Origin of the sequence: Brumicola blandensis, from assembly GCF_031846165.1 — a bacterium.
GTDB lineage: Bacteria > Pseudomonadota > Gammaproteobacteria > Enterobacterales > Alteromonadaceae > Glaciecola > Glaciecola blandensis.
Genome location: NZ_JAVRIE010000003.1, coordinates 148,514 through 173,961, shown reverse-complemented (window position 1 = coordinate 173,961; position 25,448 = coordinate 148,514). Strand labels below are relative to the sequence as shown.

The window sequence follows — 25,448 nt, the reverse complement described above, 5'->3', positions numbered from 1 at the left end:
CCAATTATGTTGTTTTCTGTTCGCTCATTACATCTACTAGCCTGCATTAGCATGCTATGTTGGATTAGCAGTGCTCAATCCCAAAGCTTAAATGTGAACGTTGAATGGCGAAACGCCAATGTCGAGGCTAAGGTCATTGCGAGTAATGAACTTGGCGATCTTTTTTATATCGATCTAGAAGACCAGCTTGTAAAACTTTCACATTTTGATTTACAAAAATCAATCATGCCCGGCGAGTATATTGATGTTCATGTCGACAACCAAAACCGTATTTGGGCCGTTAAGAAAACAGGAGAATTAGGCTACTTTATGTCTCAATCATGGACAAAAGTAGCGGATGGCGCGAACACAGTTTATTCCGGAAGTGACGGTAACGTAGTTGTTACTACAAACCAATCTACTGTGGCGATAAGTAGAAATGATGGAAGTACGTGGGAAAACTTAGGTGAGCAAGCGAGAGCCGCAATAATAAGACCCAATGGCGATGTATGGTCAGTTTCAACGTCAGGAGTGCTTAGCCAATATATTGATGGGGCGTGGTATGGCTTGGCAGAAAATGCACTAAATATAGGCCTCTCATCAGATGGACTGGTTCAACTTATTGATAATAACGGTAGAGTATCAAACTGGTCCCCTGACTCAGCAGCATGGCTGCCAGTTTCTGATCTTACCGATATAAGAGCAATTGTTTATTCAAATGGGAACTCCGCTTGGAAACTCACTAGCGGTAATGCTGTTTTCGGAAGGAATATTAGCGGTTTAGCTGAAGATGTATCTATCAGCGAGGGGGGCGACGGTGATGGAAGCACAGATCCCGCTGAGATTGTAGATGAAACCAACATTCAATTTTTACCGTCGGTTGGCACAGCTCAAGACATTACTGTCGGAAGCGATGGTTCTATCTATATACTGAATGGCGATGAAAGCGTAGCAAGGTGGTCCAATTTACAAAATAATTTTTACGCTTTAGGGCGCCAATTTTCAGATATAGCTGCTTTGCCAAATGGTGAATTGATTGGCATTAATGAGTTCAAGCAGTTTGTTGTATCGTCCTTCGGTGAATGGCAATCGCTAACGAGCATTGGTAACTTAGAAAGCGTTAGCGCTAACAATAATAGCGGACTCGGCGTAAGTACAAGCAGCAAGCAATTGTACTACTTTAATAGTGCTTCAAGTACTCCACAAATACTCGCTGGCTCAGGTAGTCACCTTCAAATTTCTCATGATCAACAGCAATACTGGTATTTATCAAATAGTCAGCTTATTCAATGCAACTTCGACAGTAATTGTAATGCAATAGCACCAAATATTGTTGACTTTGCTTATGGCCCCGGTGGCAGTTTATTTATTGTAGACTCTGCTGGCATGCTAAAGCGACGCGCAAGTCAATCGAGTACGTTTCAAATTATAAGAACTGAAAACACGAGAAGAGTAGCGCTTGGTCCCAATGACCAACCCTGGATTATCGATGAAAATAACCAAGTATTACCAAGCACATTTTTTCAGAGAGATGAAAGTCAAGACCAAGTCCCAAATGACCAAAACCCGGGCTTAGAATTACTGGTTTCGAGCACCGAATTAGCGCTAACTAGAACGATAGGTTCTGATACTTGCGATTTTTTCTTTGGTGAAATCGACATTAGTCTATTGAACGGAAACGAGTTGGCTATAGATTCAGTGAACCTAAGTACTGAGTTAAACGAACTGGTCGCAGTGGATGTTCTCAATGGAGAAAACTCTGCAAAGAAAACAATTCGATTGAGAGGTAATTGCTTACAAGCGAGTGTTGGTGATATTAGTGGTAAGCTGACCTTTATAGCAAAGAATGTTAGCTCTGGCGAAATAGAAGAAGTCAATATAACACTGTCACTTCAAACCAATATTATTCCATTAATCATCAATGCTATTCCAGAACAAGTCATTTTAAATCATCAGCTTGTAGTTGATTCCTGTCCTTCAACAGCGAGTACTGTACTTGTTTCGACTAACACCGGTTTCCCGTTTACCATCAATAATATAAGCATCGACGATACACTTGTCGGGCTCCTGGATATTAGTATTGAAAACTCTCAAAGCGGTAATCAACAAACCTTATCTATCGCCTTTAACTGTTCAGAACTTAGTGTAGGAAACAAATTAGGGGAAATAAGCCTAATAGTAAACGATGAGGTTACAACACTCACCAGTGAGCTTGTTATTCCCATTACCCTCACCGTCGAGCCCGAAGAGTTCAGCGTGATCGCGAGCCCCCTCAATATTACCGCCACTCACCGAGTGGGAGTTGATTCATGTCCGCAGGACTTAGCTAGCATCGCCACTACCATTAGCTCTGGTGCCGACTTTACCTTGAGTAATATCGTGCTTAGCAGTGAATTGGCATCGGTTGTTGATGCCGCTGTCTCACCAGGCGGAAGCGCTGCAACACAAACCCTAAATGTAAGCTTTAACTGCGCTGACGCCACTGCGGGTGTTCGTAATGGCAGCGTAAGCGCTACCGCCACCGATCCCGAAACCGGCGTATCTGCGCCCGTAACGATTCCTATTACCCTCACCGTCGAGCCCGAAGAGTTCAGCGTGATCGCGAGCCCCCTCGATATTACCGCCACTCACCGAGTGGGAGTTGACTCATGCCCGCAGGACTTAGCTAGCATCACCACCACTATTAGCTCCGGCGCTGACTTCACCTTGAGTAATATTGTGCTTAGCAGTGAACTAGCATCGGTCATTGATGCTTCTGTCTCACCAGGCGGAAGCGCTGCAACACAAACCCTAAATGTAAGCTTTAACTGCGCTGACGCCACTGCGGGTGTTCGTAATGGCAGCGTAAGCGCTACCGCCACCGATCCCGAAACCGGCGTATCTGCGCCCGTAACGATTCCTATTACCCTCACCGTCGAGCCCGAAGAGTTCAGCGTGATCGCGAGCCCCCTCGATATTACCGCCACTCACCGAGTGGGAGTTGACTCATGCCCGCAGGACTTAGCTAGCATCACCACCACTATTAGCTCTGGTGCCGACTTTACCTTGAGTAATATCGTGCTTAGCAGTGAATTGGCATCGGTCGTTGATGCTTCTGTCTCACCAGGCGGAAGCGCTGCAACACAAACCCTAAATGTGAGCTTTAACTGTGCTGACGCCACTGCGGGTGTTCGTAATGGCAGCGTAAGCGCTACCGCCACCGATCCCGAAACCGGCGTATCTGCGCCCGTAACGATTCCTATTACCCTCACCGTCGAGCCCGAAGAGTTCAGCGTGATCGCGAGCCCCCTCAATATTACCGCCACTCATCGAGTGGGAGTTGACTCATGCCCACAGGACTTAGCTAGCATCGCCACCACCATTAGCTCTGGTGCCGACTTTACCTTGAGTAATATCGTGCTTAGCAGTGAATTGGCATCGGTCGTTGATGCTTCTGTCTCACCAGGCGGAAGCGCTGCAACACAAACCCTAAATGTAAGCTTTAACTGCGCTGACGCCACTGCGGGTGTGCGTAATGGCAGCGTAAGCGCCACCGCCACCGATCCCGAAACCGGCGTATCTGCGCCCGTAACGATTCCTATTACCCTTACCGTCGAGCCAGAAATATTCACGGTGATAACAAGCGTTTCATCAATAAACGCAATACACGAAGTAGGTCAGAGTTCATGCCCTCAGGTTCTTGCTGATATTGAAATTTATGTGAGTTCTAACGAGGAATTTGAACTATCAAATATCACTATCAGCAATGACTTTAATTCCATCATTGACTTTATTATTAGCCCCGGCGGACTGTCTGACACTCAGTTCATGAGAGTAGAATTCAACTGCAACGATGCAACTAGCATCGTGCGTACAGGTGAAATCCAAGCGACAATAACAGGCACCGTTGCTGACCAAGTTGAAGACCTTGTAATACCGATAGAACTTCAGGTTACTGATTTAAATGCATCCCCAGACAGAGAAGTAATAAATAAATCACAAGAACATAAGGGGAAGTTTTCCACAGGTAGCAATAGACAATCTCAAGAGTTGAATAACAAGAGTAAATCTTTTGAAGAAGTGCTCATCATCAAGAGTACTGATGAGCCGACATTCGTTGAACTCAATATGCAAGACACTAAAAAAAGAGAAAATAGCGTAAATGACATTGAGACTCTCGATTCAAATGTAAAATCTGTTGTCCCTTCTATCGAAGAGCAAAGAACTAATGCGATACAAGGCCAAGTGAGAAGTGAGCCTAGACGCCTGCTAAACAACACCAATCGCTCAATAGCACTTGAACCCGACTTTGATTTACCAAATGATATTGGTCAAACCAGAGAGCAAGATTTAGAAATTCTTTCTGAATCATTGAACAACCCACAGACCAGCTCGCCCGAAGAAAGTAATTTAGGTTTAAGCGAAACCAACCAGCCACAAGATGACCAACTTGATAACTCCTCGTTAGGAAACCCATTTCAAAGCCAGAACTTAACTAATGGTGGCTTTGTGGTTCATCAGAATCAAGAGCTTGTCGAATTAAATAACAAGCAGGAAGAGAAGGCACTAAAACCAACAACATTGACGACTGAACGATTACAAGCAAGAAAACTTAGAGCCAATAAACTTAGTGTACAAACACTGCAGTCCAACAGACTGAGTGCAAAACGTCTCGCTGAACGTAAACAACAGCAGCCCTCAAATATCGATAAAAAATCGAATGAGCGTAGTAAAAGGCTTCAGCAAACACAAAGTCAAAACGAAGAAATATTGAAGAACAGCATTGTTGAGAAAAAACGGATTGAGCGAGCAAAACGCTTAGAAAAGATAAAACAAAAAACAGACTCAAAGCGCAGTGAGAACAAGAAATGATAAAGCGACGCAATCCAATCGAACTAGTTTTTGTAACACTAGTACTTTCAATACAACTATGTTTGATATTGATGCAAAACGCGTTTGCGCAAGCACCTGATTGGCTTTTAGACAATGCACCACAGGCAGTTGATATATCACTTTCTCATGATGGAGGATCATGGTTGGTCGGGCTTGATGGCTACCCATATAAGTGGGACAGTGCAAACAGTCAGTGGAAACGTTTTGGTAATATTGGTCAACTTTCTCGTATTGATGCTAACAACGGCTATGTAGCGGCAATTGCAACGAACGGAAAGGTGTACTTGTCACTTTCTAATACCGCTGTTTGGACAGATTTAAATATTACTGCGAGTGATATTAGCCTAGGTGGCGGTTTTATTTGGCTGGCTGGTGCGAATAATTCAGAATATTTTGACTCTGTGCTCAGTGGCCAATTGCGCGAACGAATGATAAGCGATGGCGAACTGAGTCAGGCAATTTCTTGGCAAATCATTGAAGGACAGCTCGAACGACTCGACTCAGATGGAAACGCTACGCTATGGGGTTTAGATGCTAACAATCAGCTATTTTATTTTGCAGATGCACAATGGAGGCAAACCCCACTATCTCCCTCCGGTATCGATGTAGGAGCCGGTAAAAATGGTAGCGTGTATGTCGTGATAAGCCCTGAAGATGCCACTTTAGGTGGTGGTAAAATTTCTCGGCGTAACCCAATAACCGGCATTTGGTCCAGCGTTGTTGGCAGAGCGCTTAACATATCCGCGGGCGAAAACGATGTTGCCTGGGGAGTGAACAGTTTTAACTGGTTAATTTCATCCACGTTAACTCCTATTCGCACAATAACAACTGACGACAATAACGGTGAAGAGCAATACACCTTACAAATGATTTTGGGTGACAACTACGAACTCCCCGAAACCTTAGCCGACATTCCCGTGAGCGATATTTCAAATAGTAATGGCGTGACTGTCGGTCGAACGATGCTTAATGGGCTGCCAACAAAACTGGCTATATACACTCCTTCAAATGCTAATGTCCCCAACCTTTTATTCGGGCACGACACATTTTCGATCGCTGATTACGTACCTGATTTACAAGATTCTGGTGTGTCCGATTTGGGGCGTATTCTCAATGCAGTCATAATGTGGGTTCCGAATGAAAACATCGAGCTATTGCCAGCGCAATCTGCAGCAGACACTTTAGCCTCCTATTTCCAGAATGAAAAGCTCAAAACTCATCTTCCACTTACCTCCCTTGAATTAATAGGTGAGCTCGATTTGCAGGCTATACCCGAGGGCTCGAGCCTTGCAAATCTTTTTGAACTCAGCGACTTAATATTAACGATAGAAACCGGGTTACCAAACACTCTGTTCACTAATGTCACTTACAGCGAGTCACCAGCCGCTCCTATTGTTTCAGATTCAGAGCGTACCGTTGACGATCTTGTTCGACTTTATGGCGAAGAAATAAAACAGCCCATTACCTTGTACGCCAGTGCACAAGCTTTAGAAAATAAAAAAATAGGCCCTGCTGTTATTTCTAATGCTGAATGGCAATTGTCTCTTGATGATAACGTGAGTCTTTCGTTTATTTCTGCGCTTACGTTTCCTGTAGAAGGCAGCAATGAAAGTATTGTTAGTGATTCAATCGTCCGCTATCAACATGCTGAAAAAAGCCTTGTGATCACAGGCCGTGTGAATGCCAATGAAGTTGCTAAAGTGGCTAGTCACAACGCTGTTGCGATTGCCGACTTGGATATCAATGGTGAGTATTTCTTTGAATCAGACGACCAGACTGAGAGTCATTTCAGTTTAGATGGCTTCGGACAGTTTAAGTCTGCACAAGATCTCGAACGCCAAATAAAACTCAGAGTAGAGCTCGCACTCGCCAAAAACAACAGCACTGTGATCCCGAGTTTGTACCTAGAAACGGGGTTAACCTTAGCAGATGTGTTTGGTGAACAAATACCCGTGCTCGGCAATATTGAATTAAGAGATATTACACTCAGCTCAGACTTATTAATGGGTTCTGTAAAAATAAATGGTAAAAATGTAAAAGTTGCCCGTTTTGCCAATGATTCACTTAGCTCGCCGCTTGTAGCACTGATGCATGAGGACCTCGCAATTAAAACATACGTGCCCGAGTTAAATGACACGCCTTTTGCTGGCCTTTTGTTTAGCCAATCGGTTGTATTTGGAAGACAAGGAAACGACGATGGAGAAGTATTTGAAACACGTGAAGATCTGCCGGATATTTTGAGGCCTTATCTTCAAAGCAATTTTGATTTATTTCCTTTAACCATTGAGGACGGCATTAGTGCTATCGCTTTTCATGACCCAAATAGTGAGAACAAAGCCACAGAAGAAACTCAGGAAGCATTGAGCACCTTAGGTGTGCCTGAACAAGGCTACTTAGCGAGAGCTTACTTCGATGCTGACATGTTATTACAAGCGATTTATGAGGAAACGAATCAACCAGAAGATAACGCTAGTTCTGATACAGAAATCGGCGCTTCGGCGAACAAGGCGGAAAATCTCGGTGATGTTCTCGCCGCTCTCCCAAAGTTTGATTTTGAGATTGAGTTTCAAGTCTCAAATGTTGAAATACCTCGTCTTGATTCTGTGCTAAGCCTTAGTAATTCTGCTATTAACATACAACGTAGTGGTGAGAACTTCCGAGCAAGACTTATAACTGGTATGGAAGTGAGCTTACCGGTGGAAGAAGATCCTGGTATCGCATTAGCAATGCTAGGGGCCATAGAGCTAGGCTGGGATGAAGAGGCCCTCTCAGTGTCAATTGCTGGTTCGACAATTGTAGATAGAAATTCGGCACGGGAACTCGGATTAAGTGCATTGGCCAGCTTACCTGAAGCCGACGCAACCCCTGATTTTGACCCCCAACTACAAGCAGGTTGGCAGAATGTTTTTGGGATTCCACAATTTACCCTTCTGCAAACAGCATTCACCACGGAGTTTTCGATCGCAGTCGATAGTAATCTCAATACGCCACCCGAGATGCTCACTTCGAAGTTCTTCGGCGTCGGTTATATAGGGAAACAAGCGGTAAGTGCCGATGGTGCAGTCACGCTCAGTCTAAATGCAAATCAAGACGGCTATGATTTTGAAGATGCATATTTTAGCGTGCCAGGACCTGTTTTTATTTCTAAACTTCCCGGTCTAGAAAAAGTCCCGAAGGCAAGCGAAATGTCTTTACGAGATATGTATATTTCGACACAAGCGTTTTACGGCAACCTTGACTGGGAAAGTGAAAATTCAGGAGGCGCATTCTATCTGGTAACACCAGAATCAGAAACCTCTGTAGTTAAATCGACTGTGGAAAACACCAACCAAGAAAGTCCACCAACTTCTGAAAGTCCGATACAGGGTACTGCCTTTGAACTATACGCGCGCCTAGACCAATTTAATTTAAGTATGCTCGAAACTAGCGTTGATAAAATAGATGGCCTAGTGGAAGTTGCCGGTATTCCTAGCTCAATATGGGAACAGCAATTAGGTCCGGTCGTTATCGCTTTGAGCAACTTGGAGCGCAGAGATTTTACCCTAAACGAACAACAACCTACTATGTTAAGTCGCTTATTTACCGGCACACCCGACTCAGCAATACCTAGCCAAAAGTTGAGCGTATTAGACCTGAACGAAAGCGCAGTGTTAGCGAAGGGTATGACAGTCTTCAGCATGTTTGATCCTAATAGCACTCTTAGCGCTGACATTAGTGCGATCTTCGATACGATTGGTTTAACTGCGCCTATTTCAATGATTGGGGCTATCGAACAGCACGACAACGGAAATTATGAGGCTCGCTTCACCGCTGCAACTGAGGTAATTGCGCCGAACTCGACAATCGACGTACTCGGTATTAAGCCTACATTTGGGCCATCCAAGTTATTGATTAGTACATTTGATAATGGTGAGTTTGGCTTGGAGACCAGCGCCAAAATTACGTTAGGCAGTGAAGAAATTGAAATGTTCGGCTATCGAAAATTCGCCAATGATAGCGAAGGAAATATCGTTGATGATGATTGGCAGTTCAGAGCGCCAGGGCCAGTTTTGGTCGGTGGTTTGCCCGGTCTAGGTGAGCTACCAGTGCTTAAACAATGGGAGTTGAGCAACCTAGTTTTTGAACCGAATAGCATCACCGCGCAAATGTCTTGGCCAGAACAGGGAACAGGCGGCATTATATACTTGCAACAAGACTTCGCTGGGAATATGCAACTGTCAGGGCGAGTTGATTACCTTACACCATCGATGTTATACACTGATTTGGCAAAGAGTCATATTGACCAGCAGTTGTCGCCTGCTTTCGTTGCATATCAACCAAAGACACCAAGTAATATACTGCCAATTAACGCAGATCTTCCAGCACCATTGCAAAGAATGCTATTAGGCGATAGCCAATCTATTCGTGAATATCAACAGCAAGCTTTATTGCCCTTAGATGCAAATTTAAAAGTCGTTAAAGGTCTAACTTTATTAGGCTTAAGCGATGTTGACACATTGAAAGAATCAGACCTTCTGGCGCCTATTTTTGAAGTGGTCGCTATCACAGATTCAAGCCTACTGATGTCTGGCACTTTCGAAATAGCTTCAGATGACAAACTAATTTCAGAGGCAGAATTTACCCTAGGCGCGTTGGAAATTCCTAATATTCCAAGCACTAGCATTACCTTCACGTCAGCAGCAATCAATCTGAACAATATAGAAAACAACGTGGCCACAATATCGTCATTCGCCACTGTGACGCCACCACTTCCAGTGGATCTGAGTTTACCTATGAAAGGTTCTATTTCCTTTGAAGACAATCAAGATGGTACATTAATTTCATATGACCTAATGGTGATTGATAACGCGGAAACAGACTACAAAATTTCTTCTGAAGGTATTTGGAAAAACCCACCCTTAATTCCTAATTTAGAGGTCAGCGACCTTGGATTCACTGGCGAAATTCTAGTAAGCGCGAGTAATAACGTTGAAAATACGTACACATGCTCTTTAGTAGGAAAAAGCAAAGTAGACAAAGTAGAAGCAAAAATAGCAGTAGACCTCTGCGGTGGACGTGAACTATCAATGGCTCTGGAGGATCCTAATTACGACCCGATCATTTATGTTGAAGATGAGGTTCGTTTTTCAACCCTACTTCGCAAAGCGACTGGGTTCATTGACAACTACACCGGTTCTGGTTCGAAAGAGGATCAGGAACTAGCCTTGGAGCAATTGCTCAATACCGTCGGTGATGTTGCAATGAGTGAAATTCTAATCTCTAACAAGGCAATGGCGGGTAACATTGACCTTAATATTGCAAACACCACTAGCTTAGTTGGTTCAGCAGCGGTCGCTTTCGACGGCGACCAATTTGCTCTTTTTATCAGAAACAATCAGCCTTTAAGCATTGGAAACATGTTAACTGAGCCGCTTCCTCCCTTAGATCAGATCACTTTGCCTCAAGGCGTTTTTGCGATTAGTACACAACAAGATGATGATTTTGATTTAGGTGACCTACCTATTAAAGTATTTGATGACATATTTGGCGGTCTCATTTCTCCTGAAAAAGGTAAGAAACTGAGAGTAACAGATGGCATTACTTTGTTAAGTAAATCCAACACAGATGAATTGCCTCCTGGCATAAAACAGGCCGTGCAAACCTTTGGTATTTCTGGAGACTTTATTATCGGTGGTGGTTTGGGGGGCGTGTTTGGCGGTCCACCTTCAATCAATCTTTATGTAGCGCTTGGTGAGGTTGATGCTCCCCTACCTGATTTTGCGGGAGAAATCATCGAAATCAAGGATGCCGATGTAGAACTTCAAATGACAAACCTAGGTCCTGGTCAAGAAACCGAAGTAACATTGAGTACAGAAGCCACGCTGAAAATGCCACGTATAGACAAACCTGGTATACGCGAGAGCATTGATACAACTATTGGTGTTGGTTATGCCATGGGCGGCGATACAGCAGGCAGTCTCAGTATTCAAGCCATGGTTGAAGGTGAATGGCTAAATCCAATGGGCTTTCAAGATTTTGCACTCACAAACACTTCGGTTTCCATTGGTGTAGCTGGCACTGGAACAACCGTCGCGATAAACAGCGAAGAAGCTGTTTTTAAAGACAAACGTTTTGTTTTTGATTTGGACACCGCGTGGGTTGGTGGTGCTCCCTCTCAGCTTTCTGTTCAATTTGCCAAATCGCCTTCAATGGAAGGTGATTTAATTATTTCGCCTATCATTCAAGCAGAAATAGTGAATAGCATATTCCAAGTCGCACTGAAAAGTGGCTCGTCATTAGCGGAAAATATTTTCTCAGTGCTTGAGTCAGAAACCTTCCAAATACCCGGGCCAATAGGACAAGGCAGCAATACAATTTTAAATTCAGTTGATGCGTTAGTATCACTTTCTAACAAAATTGGACGCACATCTGACAGCATGGTGAATGCATTCAAACATTCACCCCTTGGAATGATTGGTATTAAAAACCCGAATATTTATTTTGTAACACCGGGGAATAGTTTACCTGCACGAGAAGGTGTAGAGAGACCGCCACTTGGTCTCGGACTGATTGCGTTTGGTGATATGGTCTTGCATGCTGGCAATATAAATGCTGAGCTTGCTAGCGGTGAATATAGGATCAATTTAAAAGATGGCTATTTGATCAGTGGAGAGATTACACCACCGGCACCATTCAGTGATTCATTTTTAAGTGTGACCGGTCGACAATCAATACTCACCTTTTCCCCTGCAGCCCTCAGACTAGCCGGAAACCTTCAACTACCGGACTCTTTGTTCTCTGGTTTTCCTGTTTTAGCTGAAGGCCACTTCGATTTTGAGCGAAGTGATTTTAGTGCTGATACTGAGGTAAACGCGGCGATAAAAATAGGGGGAGGTCTTATCGAGAGGGAAGCTTATTTCAAAATTAGCGGCAGTCAACTTCAAGTCTACAGTTCACCAAAAGGTTGCATAGATGTGCCTATCGCATTGGACGGTTCGTTCAATGTTACCAAAGCGAGCGACGCATCAAAGATACTAACAGTCTCTGAATTCCAACTACCAAGCGCAGCTGATCTGCTCACCTGCCCCGAGTCAATGTTGGAAATTTGGCAAGATTTTAGAGATAACCCAACGGCAACACCTATGTTAGCTGCTGGCGCAGTGCTTCAAGCGAGTGAAATGCTATTAGATCAACTACCTGACAATGAAGCAACTCGCCAACTATACCAAGGCGTCGCTGCGGTAGAAGAAGCATTAGGAATAACAGCTAATGCAATTGAGAATGTAAATGATACAGCGAATGATGTTATCAACAGCATTCCTGGAACTGGATATCTTGGGGATGGTTTAGATCAAGTCGCTGATTTTGCAGGGGACATTCCCGGCTTAGATTTAGCCAATCAAATAGCTGCGCAGGCAGCTGCAGAAGCAATTCAAGCAGCTTCTCAATTAGCTGGAAGTGCGCTGGCATTACTAGGTGGCGATCCATCAGCCTTTGCCAGTGGATTAGGTGCAGCGGCATTAGACCAATTTGCTAATGTTGCAAACTTTGCAGACGCAGGCATTGGTGCTTTAAGTAATTGGTTTGGCTCGGGCCGAAACTATTGCAACGTGTTAATAGAAAATATGCGTGATGACAATATTGCGCCTGAGAGCAGCTTGCGAGCAAAAGCGCTATGGACGCCCTTTGCTGAAATTTGGAAAGGCAGTGCAGAGGCCAAACAAATACAAGATCTAGATATTAGTGTCAGAAATAGAATGCGTAGTGATCTCGAGGCCCTATACTATGCTTCAGAGCCTTGGAACCAAGTTGCATTACGAATTGATAGTGAGCTAACCCAAGCATATGTTCGCGGCTATCATGAAGCTAACGTGAACGGACTACCGTTCACGACAAATACCTTATATACAAATACATGGCCACTTGTCTCGGAACTAATCAAACGCGAAAACAAACTGCGCAAACGCGCTCACATACATGCACTAAGTGTTGAAGAGACCCTTGCTCGCTTAAAAAGCTGGGCGGAAATCAGTAATTTCGATCCGAATGCTGACTACCCCGGTTTCCGTTGCGAAAAACAAAGAGCAGTTGTCGACTCTATGCAAGCTGCCGTAGCACTCGGCATACAAGTCACTCATAACAACTCCATAGCCACTGATTATCTTACCTATAATCAATTGCATGGCGCATTAAATTCAGTTGGGACCATAGCGAGCAATATGAGAACGGCAAATGCCAATTCAATCCAGCAGCTGGTTACTTTGCAAACTGAAGCAATCACAAGAAACATTCGATATTTGGCTGATTTGAAGGGCAAAATGGAACTATCTCTGCGAATGCTAGAAGCAAAAGCCGAAACGGATGAGGCATCTCTTCAACAAATTACTGAAAAAGTAAGCGAAGCGGAAACTGCAATTGAAACCTTTTTCAATGAATCAGTAAAAGTGGTATCAGAGGGCAGCGCTATGCACCCTGATATTGATGTAATCGGATTAGTAGGCAATGCCTCAAAAAAGGTCGAAGAAGCTTATCTGGCTGGCATCACTGCCCTACTAAATCGTTTGAATCAACCGTGGTCAAGTACTACTGAAATGACCATTATGGTATTACCATATTCTGACAAGTGCTTACGAAGCTTTTATCGCTCTGATAACAAAAACCCATTATTTGTTAGCGATTGTCACGAGGGGCTGCAACAGGTGCTACAGGATGTAGAGTCTGGCGTGGCTACCAATCTAAATGCAGGCAGTCAATTGTTAGATACAATCCGTATTAACGCGGTGACATATGAACAAAGAATCGTGGAGGACTTGCGTTACCAATTTTGGTTATGGGAGCCTGAAGACGAGGACGGCATTACTCGAGTCGCCACGGCGCAAAGCATGCAGAGCCCGCTTGCTACATATTGCTTGGGAGTACCTCACGCTTTTGCTCCTCCTGTAGACGATCCAGTGGTCGAAGCGACTCCTTGTATCAGTAAAGATACTTCTCAACATTGGCAGAAACTAGAAGATGAAGGTGGGCCTTCTTACTTCCGCTTAAAATCAACGGACACCGGCTTATGCGCTACTTGGAATGGCTTAAATGGTGTAAATGCACTAGTGCTGAAGGAGTGTAACGAAAGTAATAAGGCGCGTCAGGTAATGACGGCGGGTTGGCCTGTCAGAGTTGCTGAGCATGAGCCAAAGCTATTGAGTGAGAACAACAGAACTATTTATGCATGGAAAAATTTCGACAATAGCCGCTGCATCCAGAGAATACCAAGCAATTCAAACAATTTTGAAGTTGCAGCGACCAGTTGCAATTCACTGAAGACTAATTTGCCCGCTGCGGCAAGCCTTGGCTTTATGTCACAAAAGAACAGCGCAAACCAATGGCAATTTACTTATCAAAAGAATGGTCAAGAAAAATGCTTGGTTAGCACAAATATTAGAGTTAATTATTTCAACTACACGGCACGAGAGGGCGATAGGATTATTGGCTTAGGAAGCTGTGATATTGAAGAAAGCTATTTTAATATTGATAAATCTAACATTGTTGGAGAATCTACTCAGCGCAAATACAAGATAAAAACAGCCTTTGGGGAAGAGCTATGTATGGAAGTGAATCAGCCTACCTACGGCTCAATGGCTTATTTACATGAAATCCCGTTGCGCCTTTCGCAGTGCAGTGAAAGCCGCAACGATAGGCAGCTCTTCTATCCAATCGAGATCCTACCGACAGGACCTGAGCCAGAAGTTTCCAATAGCACACTGAGTGGTGAGGTTGTGGTTAAGATAGGCGACCAAGGAGATCAAATAGGCGCAGGCTATACTGCAGTGGTATTAATGCAAGGGACTCAAACACGTTATGTTGTTGCCAGCGACCAATATGGAGAGTTTACCTTTAGAGGCATCCTACCCGGAAACTATACACTCAAACCTATTTTTGATTGGAAAGTGAAAGCGACTTCAAATTCTAGAATATCGGTATCGGTGCCCGCAAATACAAATGTTATAGGTAAAACGGTCGAAGTCAGTTCTATTTTTAGAATATTGGGCAATATCAGAATACAAGATGAGAATGGCGTAAGAGGCTTAGCGAACCACAAGGTATCGATACGCATATCAGAGACGTCCAGCATTTCTGTATTGAGTGATGAAACGGGGTCATATCGATTCGTTGATCTACCAGAGGGTGAATATACTATTGAGGTTGATAGTGTGGGCTACGACGTGATTAGACCCAACGCCAAAGAGATTCGCGTTGAAATAGAAGGTAAAAACAGCTTACAAAATAATTTTCGGATCACACCTAAAAATTAAGTATATTGAAAGCCAAAGTAACAAACTATTTGTTACAGGCATAAAAAAAGGTGAAAACATCCGGTTTTCACCTTTTTCCAAGAATTTCGAGCTTCCTTCTCAGCGTTCCGTTGCTAAAACATCATCCAGATAAAATCCTTTACACCCCTTTCCATTTTTTCCCACTCATCCTAAGCAGGCTACACTCCTTGTGTAGGTTCCTTTTTCCATGATATCCGTTTGTTACGTAAGTCCTTCCTACGTAAAATCTTCGTCCTGAAGTTGTCCTTTGTCTTCCCTATCCTGAGAGTTTCTTCCTGAAACCTTCCATTACCTTGACGATTTCTTCCTGAACTCGTCTCCTTGAGGTGGGTTTATATTAGCAAGGGGGATTTCTTTTACTATCGATGAAATAAAATATTTACATTTCCGGTCGTTTATTTTTTATACTGACAAATTTAACCCCATGTTTTATATGCGTTAATTTTTCGGCTGCAGAAAAAGAATGTAGTACAAAAGCACTTTCGCTCACACGCTTGTAAGAAATGTCGTACAAGCAGTATCACCTTTTATCCCTTAAGTTTTTTACGGAACATCACTTTGCCAGTGATATCGCCCACTTCTAGTTCTTTTACTAACTCAAACTGGCCATCAACGAAGAACGAAAGACATTTAGGTAGGGTCACAAATACGCCAACGCCTTCTGTTTTATTGTCTTCTTGAAGCAAACCAACAATCCCGCGCATCAAGATATGCCCAAGACCAATGTCTTGATGATCTGGGTGAACACCAATAAACGAAAGCATGTGGTAATCTTTCGCAGGGATGCATTCCCGTACTTTTTCTTCTTTTGAAATCATTTGCTTGGTGCCAAGGAAGCCGGCAGTGAGTAGCATCTTCAAACGCCAGTGCCAATAACGACCTGCACCAAAAGCAGCATCCGGACTGATTAAGCATGCAACCGCTAGCAGACGCCCATGTTCAAACAAACCAATCATAGGCTGCTTACCATCCCAAAAAGCATTCAGCTCTTCGCGTATGGCTGAGCGTAAGCGATTCTCATAACCTTCTCTCTCAACTTCAAAAATGTCATTAAAGAGAGGATCGTCAAAATAAGCATTGTATAGAATCGACGCAGCTACTTTTAGGTCGTCGGCGCCTAGGTAACATGCTCTGATTTCATCTATTTCGGGCTTGTAAGCGGCAGTTGTCATACTTCATTCCTTTATATCGTTTCGGTCTGCTGACACTTATACAATAAAACATTTTGGGAATTACGCTAACATTTATTTAACAATACGATGAGAAAGTGAATGCAAAACGATCTACATCAAAGAAAAAAGCCCTCAAGCAAGGGAAGCTGAGGGCAAAAGAGCGAAACGCTCTATCGGCATTGCATGTACAAAGCCATGGTGTGATGACCAATTGGCCATCATGCGGGAAAGGGTCCGAGGACCTAAATGTATTTTTGGACGACTGATTCACCAAATCCAACAAGTTCACCGTTAATAAAAACAAGCGGTGTACATTCGTCTTTCGTGGTCATACTGTCATCATGTATACGTTGAGTTCGATAGTATAAAACTTGTACTTTCTCACCATTGCTAGTGGTCAGTTCTGTAAAGTCTGCTGCACCTAAGGTGTCAATGATACGCTCTTTAGACACGCCTAAGTCTAGTTCAGAGATGTAGTTGCGGTTCTTTGCTTCACGCTTTTCCCAGCTTGAACCATAAGAATAACCCCCCTCATCATCGCCTATCGAAATTACGCATCCGCCAAGAAGTAAAGAGCTAGCCATAATGCTTGAAAGAAGAAGTGCTTTCATTTTTTCATCCTTTTGAGTTTGTTTTGTAAAACGTTCAATTTTGAACGTTAATTAGTTTTATAGAATTCTCTTAAACAAATATTGGACCAACAAGTAAATCGCCAACATCATCAATAGCTTACGCTAAATTTTATGAATTCAGCCTGAACAAACTCTTTTAATTACCCTAAATATTCGTCAAACTCGCTAACAGATTGGTTTATTTCCTTAATGATATTCAAGGCTTATTCGCCCGGGAAAACAAAGAATGAATTCTGATATACAAATGGTCGTTAATATCTGCATCGAACTTAGTGAAAAAGGAAAGCAACCGAGTGTCGGTATGATAAAAGCCAAATCAACAACTCCCCTACCTATCCCATTGATAATCAAAGGCTTAAGTTACTGGAAAGAAAACAAAGATTCGCTAAAAAAAGTCATGATCACCAATGAAATCAAAGGTGGGCAATCATCTAATAAAGATACCGCAGAGAGGTTAAAAACGCTTGAGCTGTTAGTTAAACAGCTCGCGACGCAAGTTGAGCAAGGAAACGAAACAATTGAAACATTGCAAGACCAAGTTACAGACTTGCAACAACAGGTCGCGGTGTTAGGCCAGAAATAAAGGTAGCAATGTCTGGTGCCAATACTTCTTGTGGTACTTTGCCCACCTGCTCTAGCATGACATTTCCCGTTTTTACGTCTAGGCTAATAATGAATTCTTCCTGATCAGTAGTGGCAAAGAACAAAGTGTCGTCTTGCTTGAGTCTTCTTTTCATCAACACATGGGCAATCAGATTCTTTTGCAAGCGTTCAAAGTCATCTTCATTCCAAACTTGAATAATATCTAAATCACCACGCTGTGCCCTCGCTGGCAAATCGTGGCTAAAGTAGCTACAAAAAAGAGCAGACAGTTGAGGATCGATGTCTATCTCAAGGGCACTGGCGAGGTTATCTAAATTCAAATTCGCATCTCTTTTCACCGGTTTCCAAGGCACTTCTGAACCATCTGCCATTGTTGCTAATGATTCTTCACTGAGTTGTATACAAGGAGATAACCAATCACTGTCAAACTCTGTCATCATTAGACTATCGCCATTGCCTATTAGGTCGATATAAGCAGTATGAAATTGTTCAAGCGAAGAAATGAGTGCATCAGCAGAATTCGTAGACATCGTTTTTTGTTGCCATAGTTAATGATATTGAGCATTTATGATAAATTACACGTAATCTTAAGTACACCGACAATATTGTCATACAAAGCTAATTTACCTTTTGTCAGACAGAGCGAATCGGATTTTAAGTACACAACACTCATAAAATTAAGCTGCCAATAGGAGACATCTTTGGACCACCTAACACTGGGGAAATCAGTATCATACTCACAAGAATATGATAATAGCTTACTACAAGCTGTACCTCGCTCACTGAGCCGTGATGCAATTAAATTACCATCAGAGCTGCCTTTTCATGGAAGCGATATCTGGAATGGCTACGAATTGTCATGGCTCAACCTAAAGGGTAAACCGCAAGTTGCCATCTTGCGTTGTGAGGTCCCTGTCACTTCACCTAATCTGATTGAATCAAAATCATTTAAGCTTTATTTAAATAGCTTTAACCAAAGTAAGTTTGGCTCACTGCAACTCGTTGCCGAAACGATAGAGAGCGACTTATCGCAGTGTGCTGGAGAGAAGGTTGATGTCGTTGTTATTCCCTCTTCGAAATTTTCAAGCATCGAATTTGGTCTATTTGAAGGTAAGTGCATCGATGATTTGGATATTGAAATAACTGATTTCGATATCAGCCCGAATTTATTGAGTACTAAAAACGTCGCTGTTGAAGAGACTCTGGTGAGTCACTTGTTAAAGTCAAATTGTTTAATTACCAATCAACCCGATTGGGGTAGCATCTTGATAAAGTATGCCGGCAACAAGATAGACGAAGAAGGTTTGCTACGATATTTGATTTCATTCAGACAACACAATGAATTCCATGAGCAATGTGTAGAGCGTATTTATTACGACATACTTCAAATGTGTAAACCAGATAAGCTAACGGTTTATGCTCGTTATACACGTCGAGGTGGCTTAGATATTAACCCCTTCCGTTCAAATTTTGAAACCACCTATGCTGATGCAAGGCTGGCTAGACAATAAGGCTACTGTTATGACCGAAGTTTCGCCTAAAAAACAATTGATGATTGCTCGTCAGTATTTAGACAAGCTTTCTATTTTTATTGTGAGCATGGCGAACTTCTATCAAGGCGCTAACCCTCGTTTAGATGAAGAGCTTTCGCTACTGAAAAAGCAGTTATCTGGGAAGCCTAACTATGATGCAGCTACAGAAATTACCAGCAAACTAAACGCTAACCTGAAGAAAGATACAAAATTCTTTAAACAGCGCAATTTAGACTCGGTATCACACCTTCAAAATGCACTCAAAAAACTCAGCAATTTAAAAGGTGTTTCACCAGACGTACGCAGTGAAGTCAGCGACTTCCTTTTGTCCTTATCTCCGGACAAAAACGCAGTTGTCGCGCCTCTTGCTCAGTTTGAGAAAGCATTGGGCTTATATAACAAAGCGCTACAAAACAATGATACGGGTAGCACTACGTTATCATCAGAGCAACTTGCTCTGCATGAGAGAATAACGCAGGAACTCAAAGAGCTGATAGCGCCTTTTTATGTGGCAAATAAAACAGATAAAAACCTAAAAGAAATTCATCAAAAATTAACCAAAGGTCTTGATCAGAAAGAACTTTTGGAGTGTTGTTTAGTCCTTATTCGTTTTGTGATCCGTGATGTGATTAAAGAAGCCAGTGCAACAAGTCGCCTAATCAACACGCTTCACAAATCACTAACGAGTATTAACGACAACATCAAAACGACGATTTCAGATTCAGAAAAGCGTCAAGAAAAAAGAGAGCAATACAATGCTGATATTAATGAACAAATATCAGTCATGGAAGGTGTGGTTAAAGACAGTGACGCTCTGGATGATTTAAAGCTTCAAGCAACAGCACACCTGGAGAAAATGCAGGTCTCTTTGGCCAAATCTGCAAAAGCCGAACAACAAGAACAAAAGGCGACTATTGTGCTGATGAAGCAAATGCAACAGCGCGTAGAAGAATTAGAAGCGGAAGCGGTGACACACAAACAGAAGCTATTTACCCAGCGTTCGGCGGCGCTTTCCGATCAATTAACTAAGCTTCCGAATCGCATGGCCTATGAAGAAAAAGTACAACTAGAGGTACAACAAGCCAAAGAGAAAGGCCACGACCTTTGCATTGGCATTATGGATATTGATCACTTCAAGAAAATTAACGATACCTATGGCCATACGGTTGGCGACAAGACCCTTCAAGTGATTGCCAAGCATATTCGCCAGTATTTGCCCGCTGATGACTTTGTTGCCCGTTGGGGCGGAGAAGAGTTTGTGCTACTTCTGCCAAGCACTTCGCTTGAAAAAGCCTATGAAAAAATTGAGATTATTCGCAAAAAAGTTGCTGGACTCCCTTTTAAGTTTAAAGGAGAAAGAGTGTCGGTCACTATTTCTTGCGGCCTTAGTCAGATCGGAAACAAAATCACTCTAGAGCAGGCTTTTGAGCAGGCAGATACCTATTTATACAAAGCCAAAGAAGCAGGCCGAAACAAAACTATTTATAAGGACACTTAATGACCACAGTGCAACTCAATCCCGTTGGTTGGATGAGTCAATTATCACAACTCGAAGTCAGCTTACTCCAGCAATCTACAGAAAGTGAATTGTACGATACTTTTCGAAATTGTTGTTTAGCCGTTCTCAATAGCGGCGTTGAAGAAGATAACTACCATAATTTATTTGCACCCTATGGTGATTTTGATGTGCGTTTGATACGTCGCGAACGTGGCGTAAAAATGGAACTGATTAACCCTCCCGAAGTTGCTTTCGTCGATGGGCACTTGATCAAGGGCGTACACGAGCATTTATTCGCCGTGCTGCGAGATATGCTATACATGGGCAGTAAGCACAGTGAGGCCTTCAAAAACCTTATTGATGCACCGACCAATCTCACGACTCATGTCGTCTTCGATATGCTCCGGCATGCGGATGCCATCCTCCAGGATCAACCGATTAATATGGTGGTATGTTGGGGCGGTCATTCTATTCGTAGCGAAGAGTACAAATACACGAAACTCGTGGGCTATCAGTTAGGTTTGCGCGGTTTTAATATCTGCACAGGCTGCGGTCCCGGTGCTATGAAAGGACCAATGAAAGGTGCCACTATTGGCCATGCAAAACAGCGAAATAAAGGGGGTCGATACTTAGGGATTTCCGAACCCAGCATCATTGCGGCCGAGCCACCGAATGCTATTGTGAATGAATTGATTATTATGCCTGATATCGAAAAGCGTCTTGAGGCCTTCGTTCGTATCGCGCATGGCATAGTGATTTTCCCAGGTGGTGCGGGCACTGCCGAAGAGCTCCTATATTTACTAGGCTTGTTAATGGATGACAGGAACAAAGACCAGCAAATACCGCTCATTCTGACGGGGCCAGAAAATAGCAAAGGTTATTTTGAAGCGATAGATCAGTTCATTGGTGACACACTCGGTCCAGAAGCGCAGGCAAAGTACACGATTGTTGTCGGTAATGCTGCCAAAGTAGCGACCCTGTTATCTGAACAGAAAGCAAACGTTGAGGCTTATCGTCGAGATAATGGCGATTCAATTAACTTCAACTGGACGCTACACATCTCAGAAGATTTTCAAACGCCCTTTGTACCCAGCCATGAGAACATGCGCACTCTGGACTTGCACCTAGATCAACCCAAAGCCGCACTTGCTGCCACTTTAAGAAAATGCTTCTCTGGTATTGTTGCCGGGAATGTAAAAGCAGAGGGGATCAAAGAGATCCATGATCATGGGCCCTTTGAACTTAGCGGTGACGCAGCTCTGATGCAAAAAATGGACGTACTCCTGACATCTTTTGTGGAACAAGGCCGAATGAAACTTCCAGGCTCAAAGTACGAACCGTGCTACCGAGTCAGTTTGTAATATAAGCCATATGAATATTGGTGATAGGCACTATCTAAGCCTATCACCTTAAGGTAAAATCCACGCCTTAGAACTAAGTCTTTCGCACAGTGAATAACCCCACTGACATTCCGACTAGAAAACACTACAACGACAGAACAACGGAGCTTTTCAAATGACTCAACAACGAATTACCGTAATACGCGGCGATGGTATTGGCCCGGATATTATCGATGCAGCGACCAAAATATTAGACAAAGTCGGCTGCGACTTCGCCTACGATTATGCAGATGCCGGTTTAATGGCCCTTGAAAATCACGGCGAACTTCTTCCTCACGATACACTTGAGTTAATTGCAAAGAATAAGGTTGCGCTCAAAGGTCCATTAACGACACCGGTAGGCGAAGGTTTCACTTCCATCAATGTAAGTTTGCGTAAGCAGTTTAAGTTGTATGCCAACCTGCGCCCTGTACTGTCATTTAAAGGCACTAAAGCGCGTTACGAAGACATCGACATCATAACCGTGAGAGAAAACACTCAGGGCATGTACAGTGGCTTAGGACAAGTTGTATCTGAAGACGGTACTGAAGCTGAAGCGATGAGTAAAATCACTCGTGAAGGCGCAGAAAAAATCGTTGTTTTCGCTTACGAGCTGGCGCGTCGTGAAGGCCGCAAGAAAGTAACGGCTGTCCACAAGGCTAATATCCTTAAATCTACATCAGGCTTGTTCTTGAAAGTAGCTAGAGAAGTTGGCGAACGTTATCCTGATATTCAATCAGATGAAATGATCGTTGATAATTGCTGTATGCAATTGGTTATGAACCCACACCAGTTTGACGTCATTGTGACCACAAACTTGTTTGGTGATATTTTGTCAGACTTATGTGCAGGTTTAGTTGGCGGTTTAGGCATGGCACCTGGTGCTAACATTGGTGAAGACTGTGCGATTTTTGAAGCTGTTCATGGTTCAGCGCCGGACATTGCAGGTAAAAATCTAGCTAACCCTACTTCTGTTATTTTAGCATCTATCCAAATGCTTGAATATTTGAATATGGCAGACAAAGCTGAGCGCATTCGCAACGCATTGAAAGACGTGATTGAATCTGGTGACCGCACTACCCGTGATTTAGGCGGTGAGCACGGAACTACTGAGTTTACTGATGCGGTTTTGGAGAGGTTGTAGGTTTAAATAAGTTTCTTTAACAACCTAGTACTAATGAATTAAAAAAGCTCAACATTTGATTGTTGAGCTTTTTTATTAACGTTCTTGTAAATTAAGTCCTGATAGCTCTTGCATAAGTGTTAATCGAGGTTCCCAATTCAACTTTCGTTTTGCATATGTATTATCTACCGTAAGATCATGCATTAAGCTTGTTTCTAGTTGCTGCTTACGAGTAGCTTTGAAAATGACCCTTAGCAATGTTTTTGGAACACCAACCAATCTCGGTGTTTTACCAAGCGCACCTGAAATTGCAGTAAATAACGCAGAGGTCGATACTGGCTCGTTATCTGCGATAACAAAGTTCTCAATCTGTTTAAGATCCGTATTCGTAGTTGTACAGCAACACATGATGAAGTCGCACAAGTTGGAAATACTGCACAAACTGCGCTCATTTTGAATTCGCCCAAATGGTAAAGGAATATTTGAGTTAGCGAACTTAATCAGCTTTTGAAAGTTGCCTGGTGCGTCTTTACCGTAAATCAACGGTGCACGAATAATAAAGCTTTGCATTTTTGAGCTTGTTGTTGCATCAGTTAACGCTTGCTCAGCGTAGTGTTTAGAAACCGTATAATCGTTAAACGGGTTCGCGGCAGAGTCTTCATTAAAAGGCGATTCATTTGAGCAACCGTTCACACCAATTGAACTCAAGAAAATAAACTTTTCAACCCCCTGTTTCGCAGCGAGTTGAGAAATACGTTGTGTCCCCACATGGTTAATCTCATTTAATTTTTCGGCACTCGCATTTACGGTGTGTGCAAGCCCTGCTAAATGTATAACACAGTCAACGCCGGTTAAATCAACATCAGTATGTTCATTTAAGACGAACCTTTTTGTTTCGACACGCGGATCGACGTTGCTTGTGTCGCGGACACCAACGATTACTTTAAACCCATTACTTAATAATGCGGCAACTAAATGCCGTCCAACGAAACCAGTCGCGCCTGTAACGAATATTGTCTGCGATTTGTTCATGATTAAGTTCCAGTGTTTATCTTATAGTGATTTATCGGTAGAAACCGCGATTACCTTTAATGAAAATATAGAAAAATCTAGTTTGATTTCGCTCCTCATGGATTAGAACGCAAAAACTGGGCCAAGCGCTGTTTTTTTTGAATAGAAAGTTGATTAACCTTTGAACGGTGAGATTTAGCCTTCGCCTTTCTCGAATGCAATTGCTTGTTGATAAACACTAAGAGTGGCTTCTGTCATTTTCTCGACTGTAAAGAAAGTATTAAACCGCTCACGGCCTTTATTTCCCATATCTTTACGTAAAGCCTTACCCGTTAGTAATTGCTGTAACGCAGTGGTAATTTCTTCTACCTGTTTATTTGAAACAAGTAAGCCAGACTGTTCATGCTCAACAGCTTCCTTAACGCCACCCACATCGCTAGCAATGACAGGTAGACCTGCCCTCATTGCTTCTAAGATACTGAGTGGCAAGCCCTCCCAATCAGAAATCAAAGTAAAGATATCAGCTTCAGAGAGAAGGTTTGCAATATCATTTCGCCAACCTAAAAACGAGACTCTTTCATTGAGGCTTAGCTCATCACAGAGCGATTTTACAGTAGTTAAGTCCGGTCCATCACCAACAAACTTTGCCTGCCATTTTAAATCGGTAAGTCCACTCAGCGCTCTAAGTAATAAAGAGAAGTTTTTAGGTTGCTCGAATCTTGCGATCATCAGAATGGTTGGGATTAACGTAGCACTATCTTTTGACTCTCGATTTTGAATCAAGGAGTCTTCTGGCACACCATTCCAGATAACACGGATTTTTGATTCATCAGCTACAGCATGTCTTACAGCCAGCTTTTTATCGTAATCCGAGACAGTAATTATATTATTACAAAAGTTTGCCATGAACGTTTCTACATATCTGTAGATAGAAGCCCGTAGGTTTGGTACACCCTCGGTGAAAGGCCAACCATGCGCTGTGTAAACTACCGGTAGGTTTAACTTTGATGCAGCCAAGCGTCCTAACAATCCAGCCTTGGCAGAATGACAAGCAACTATATCTGGAGAATAGTCTGCCAATAATTTCTTCAACTCGAAGTAAGCTTTGAAGTCATTTGCTGGAGAAAGCTCTCGTACTAGTGAAGTAACACTTTTGATTGGAATTTTATTTCTTTCAAACAACTCATTTAAAGGACCATCGCCTCCAACAAACACGCACACTTCATGACCTTGAGCAATTAGCGCATTGCTCAAGTCTCTTACATGCGCGCTCGCCCCGCCAAGGGTGTCTGAACGCGTAATTACTTGTGCTATTTTCATTAAAGGCTGTGCTCTTTTATATT

12 protein-coding genes are annotated in these 25,448 nt (G+C 42.9%); 7 read left to right on the top strand and 5 right to left on the bottom strand.

The window, feature by feature from the left end:
- The first annotated feature begins 6 nt into the window (after positions 1-6).
- Complete coding sequence (locus tag RM544_RS09210; RefSeq protein ID WP_311361498.1) at positions 7-4,830, top strand: hypothetical protein; 4,824 nt, start codon at positions 7-9, stop codon at positions 4,828-4,830.
- Complete coding sequence (locus tag RM544_RS09205) at positions 4,827-15,134, top strand: tectonin domain-containing protein (protein ID WP_311361497.1); 10,308 nt, start codon at positions 4,827-4,829, stop codon at positions 15,132-15,134. Before RM544_RS09210 ends, RM544_RS09205 begins: the two co-directional genes overlap by 4 nt.
- A gap of 548 nt (positions 15,135-15,682) precedes the next feature.
- On the opposite strand, the gene RM544_RS09200 is transcribed toward RM544_RS09205, so the two are convergent.
- Both RM544_RS09200 and RM544_RS09195 read right to left on the bottom strand, forming a co-directional pair.
- A complete protein-coding gene (locus RM544_RS09200) occupies positions 15,683-16,327 on the bottom strand; it encodes a GNAT family N-acetyltransferase (RefSeq protein WP_311361496.1) in 645 nt (214 codons plus the stop codon).
- A gap of 242 nt (positions 16,328-16,569) precedes the next feature.
- Positions 16,570-16,938: a DUF3192 domain-containing protein gene (locus RM544_RS09195; RefSeq protein WP_311361495.1), complete on the bottom strand. Its 369-nt coding sequence runs from the start codon at positions 16,936-16,938 to the stop codon at positions 16,570-16,572.
- 247 nt (positions 16,939-17,185) lie between these two features.
- Here RM544_RS09195 and RM544_RS09190 point away from each other — a divergent pair, with 247 nt between their 5' ends.
- Positions 17,186-17,542 (top strand): hypothetical protein, encoded by a 357-nt coding sequence (locus RM544_RS09190; RefSeq protein WP_311361494.1) that lies wholly within the window; start codon positions 17,186-17,188, stop codon positions 17,540-17,542.
- Here RM544_RS09190 and syd read toward each other — a convergent pair.
- Entirely contained in the window at positions 17,499-18,092 is a 594-nt protein-coding gene (syd, locus tag RM544_RS09185) for a SecY-interacting protein (RefSeq protein WP_311361493.1), read from the bottom strand. The two genes, RM544_RS09190 and syd, sit on opposite strands and share 44 nt — an antisense overlap.
- Before the next feature lie 171 nt (positions 18,093-18,263).
- On the opposite strand from syd, the gene queF reads away from it, so the two are divergent.
- The 4 genes from queF to RM544_RS09165 all read left to right on the top strand — a co-directional run bounded on the left by queF (position 18,264) and on the right by RM544_RS09165 (position 23,115).
- Positions 18,264-19,073: an NADPH-dependent 7-cyano-7-deazaguanine reductase QueF gene (gene queF, locus RM544_RS09180; protein ID WP_311361492.1), complete on the top strand. Its 810-nt coding sequence runs from the start codon at positions 18,264-18,266 to the stop codon at positions 19,071-19,073.
- Between the two features lie 10 nt (positions 19,074-19,083).
- On the top strand, positions 19,084-20,592 hold the full coding sequence (locus tag RM544_RS09175) for a diguanylate cyclase (RefSeq protein WP_311361491.1): 1,509 nt from the start codon (positions 19,084-19,086) through the stop codon (positions 20,590-20,592).
- The gene (gene ppnN / locus RM544_RS09170) at positions 20,592-21,953 is read left to right on the top strand and encodes a nucleotide 5'-monophosphate nucleosidase PpnN (RefSeq protein WP_311361490.1); all 1,362 of its coding nucleotides are present in this window, start codon (positions 20,592-20,594) and stop codon (positions 21,951-21,953) included. Before RM544_RS09175 ends, ppnN begins: the two co-directional genes overlap by 1 nt.
- Positions 21,954-22,107: 154 nt before the next feature.
- On the top strand, positions 22,108-23,115 hold the full coding sequence (locus RM544_RS09165) for an isocitrate dehydrogenase (RefSeq protein WP_311361489.1): 1,008 nt from the start codon (positions 22,108-22,110) through the stop codon (positions 23,113-23,115).
- 75 nt (positions 23,116-23,190) lie between these two features.
- Here RM544_RS09165 and RM544_RS09160 read toward each other — a convergent pair whose 3' ends face one another.
- Together RM544_RS09160 and RM544_RS09155 are read right to left on the bottom strand one after the other, a co-directional pair.
- Positions 23,191-24,126 (bottom strand): NAD-dependent epimerase/dehydratase family protein, encoded by a 936-nt coding sequence (locus RM544_RS09160; protein WP_311361488.1) that lies wholly within the window; start codon positions 24,124-24,126, stop codon positions 23,191-23,193.
- A 174-nt stretch (positions 24,127-24,300) separates the two neighbouring features.
- Positions 24,301-25,425 carry a glycosyltransferase family 4 protein gene (locus tag RM544_RS09155; RefSeq protein WP_311361487.1) on the bottom strand — a complete coding sequence of 375 codons (1,125 nt, stop codon included), beginning with the start codon at positions 25,423-25,425 and terminating at the stop codon, positions 24,301-24,303.
- Positions 25,426-25,448 lie beyond the last annotated feature (23 nt).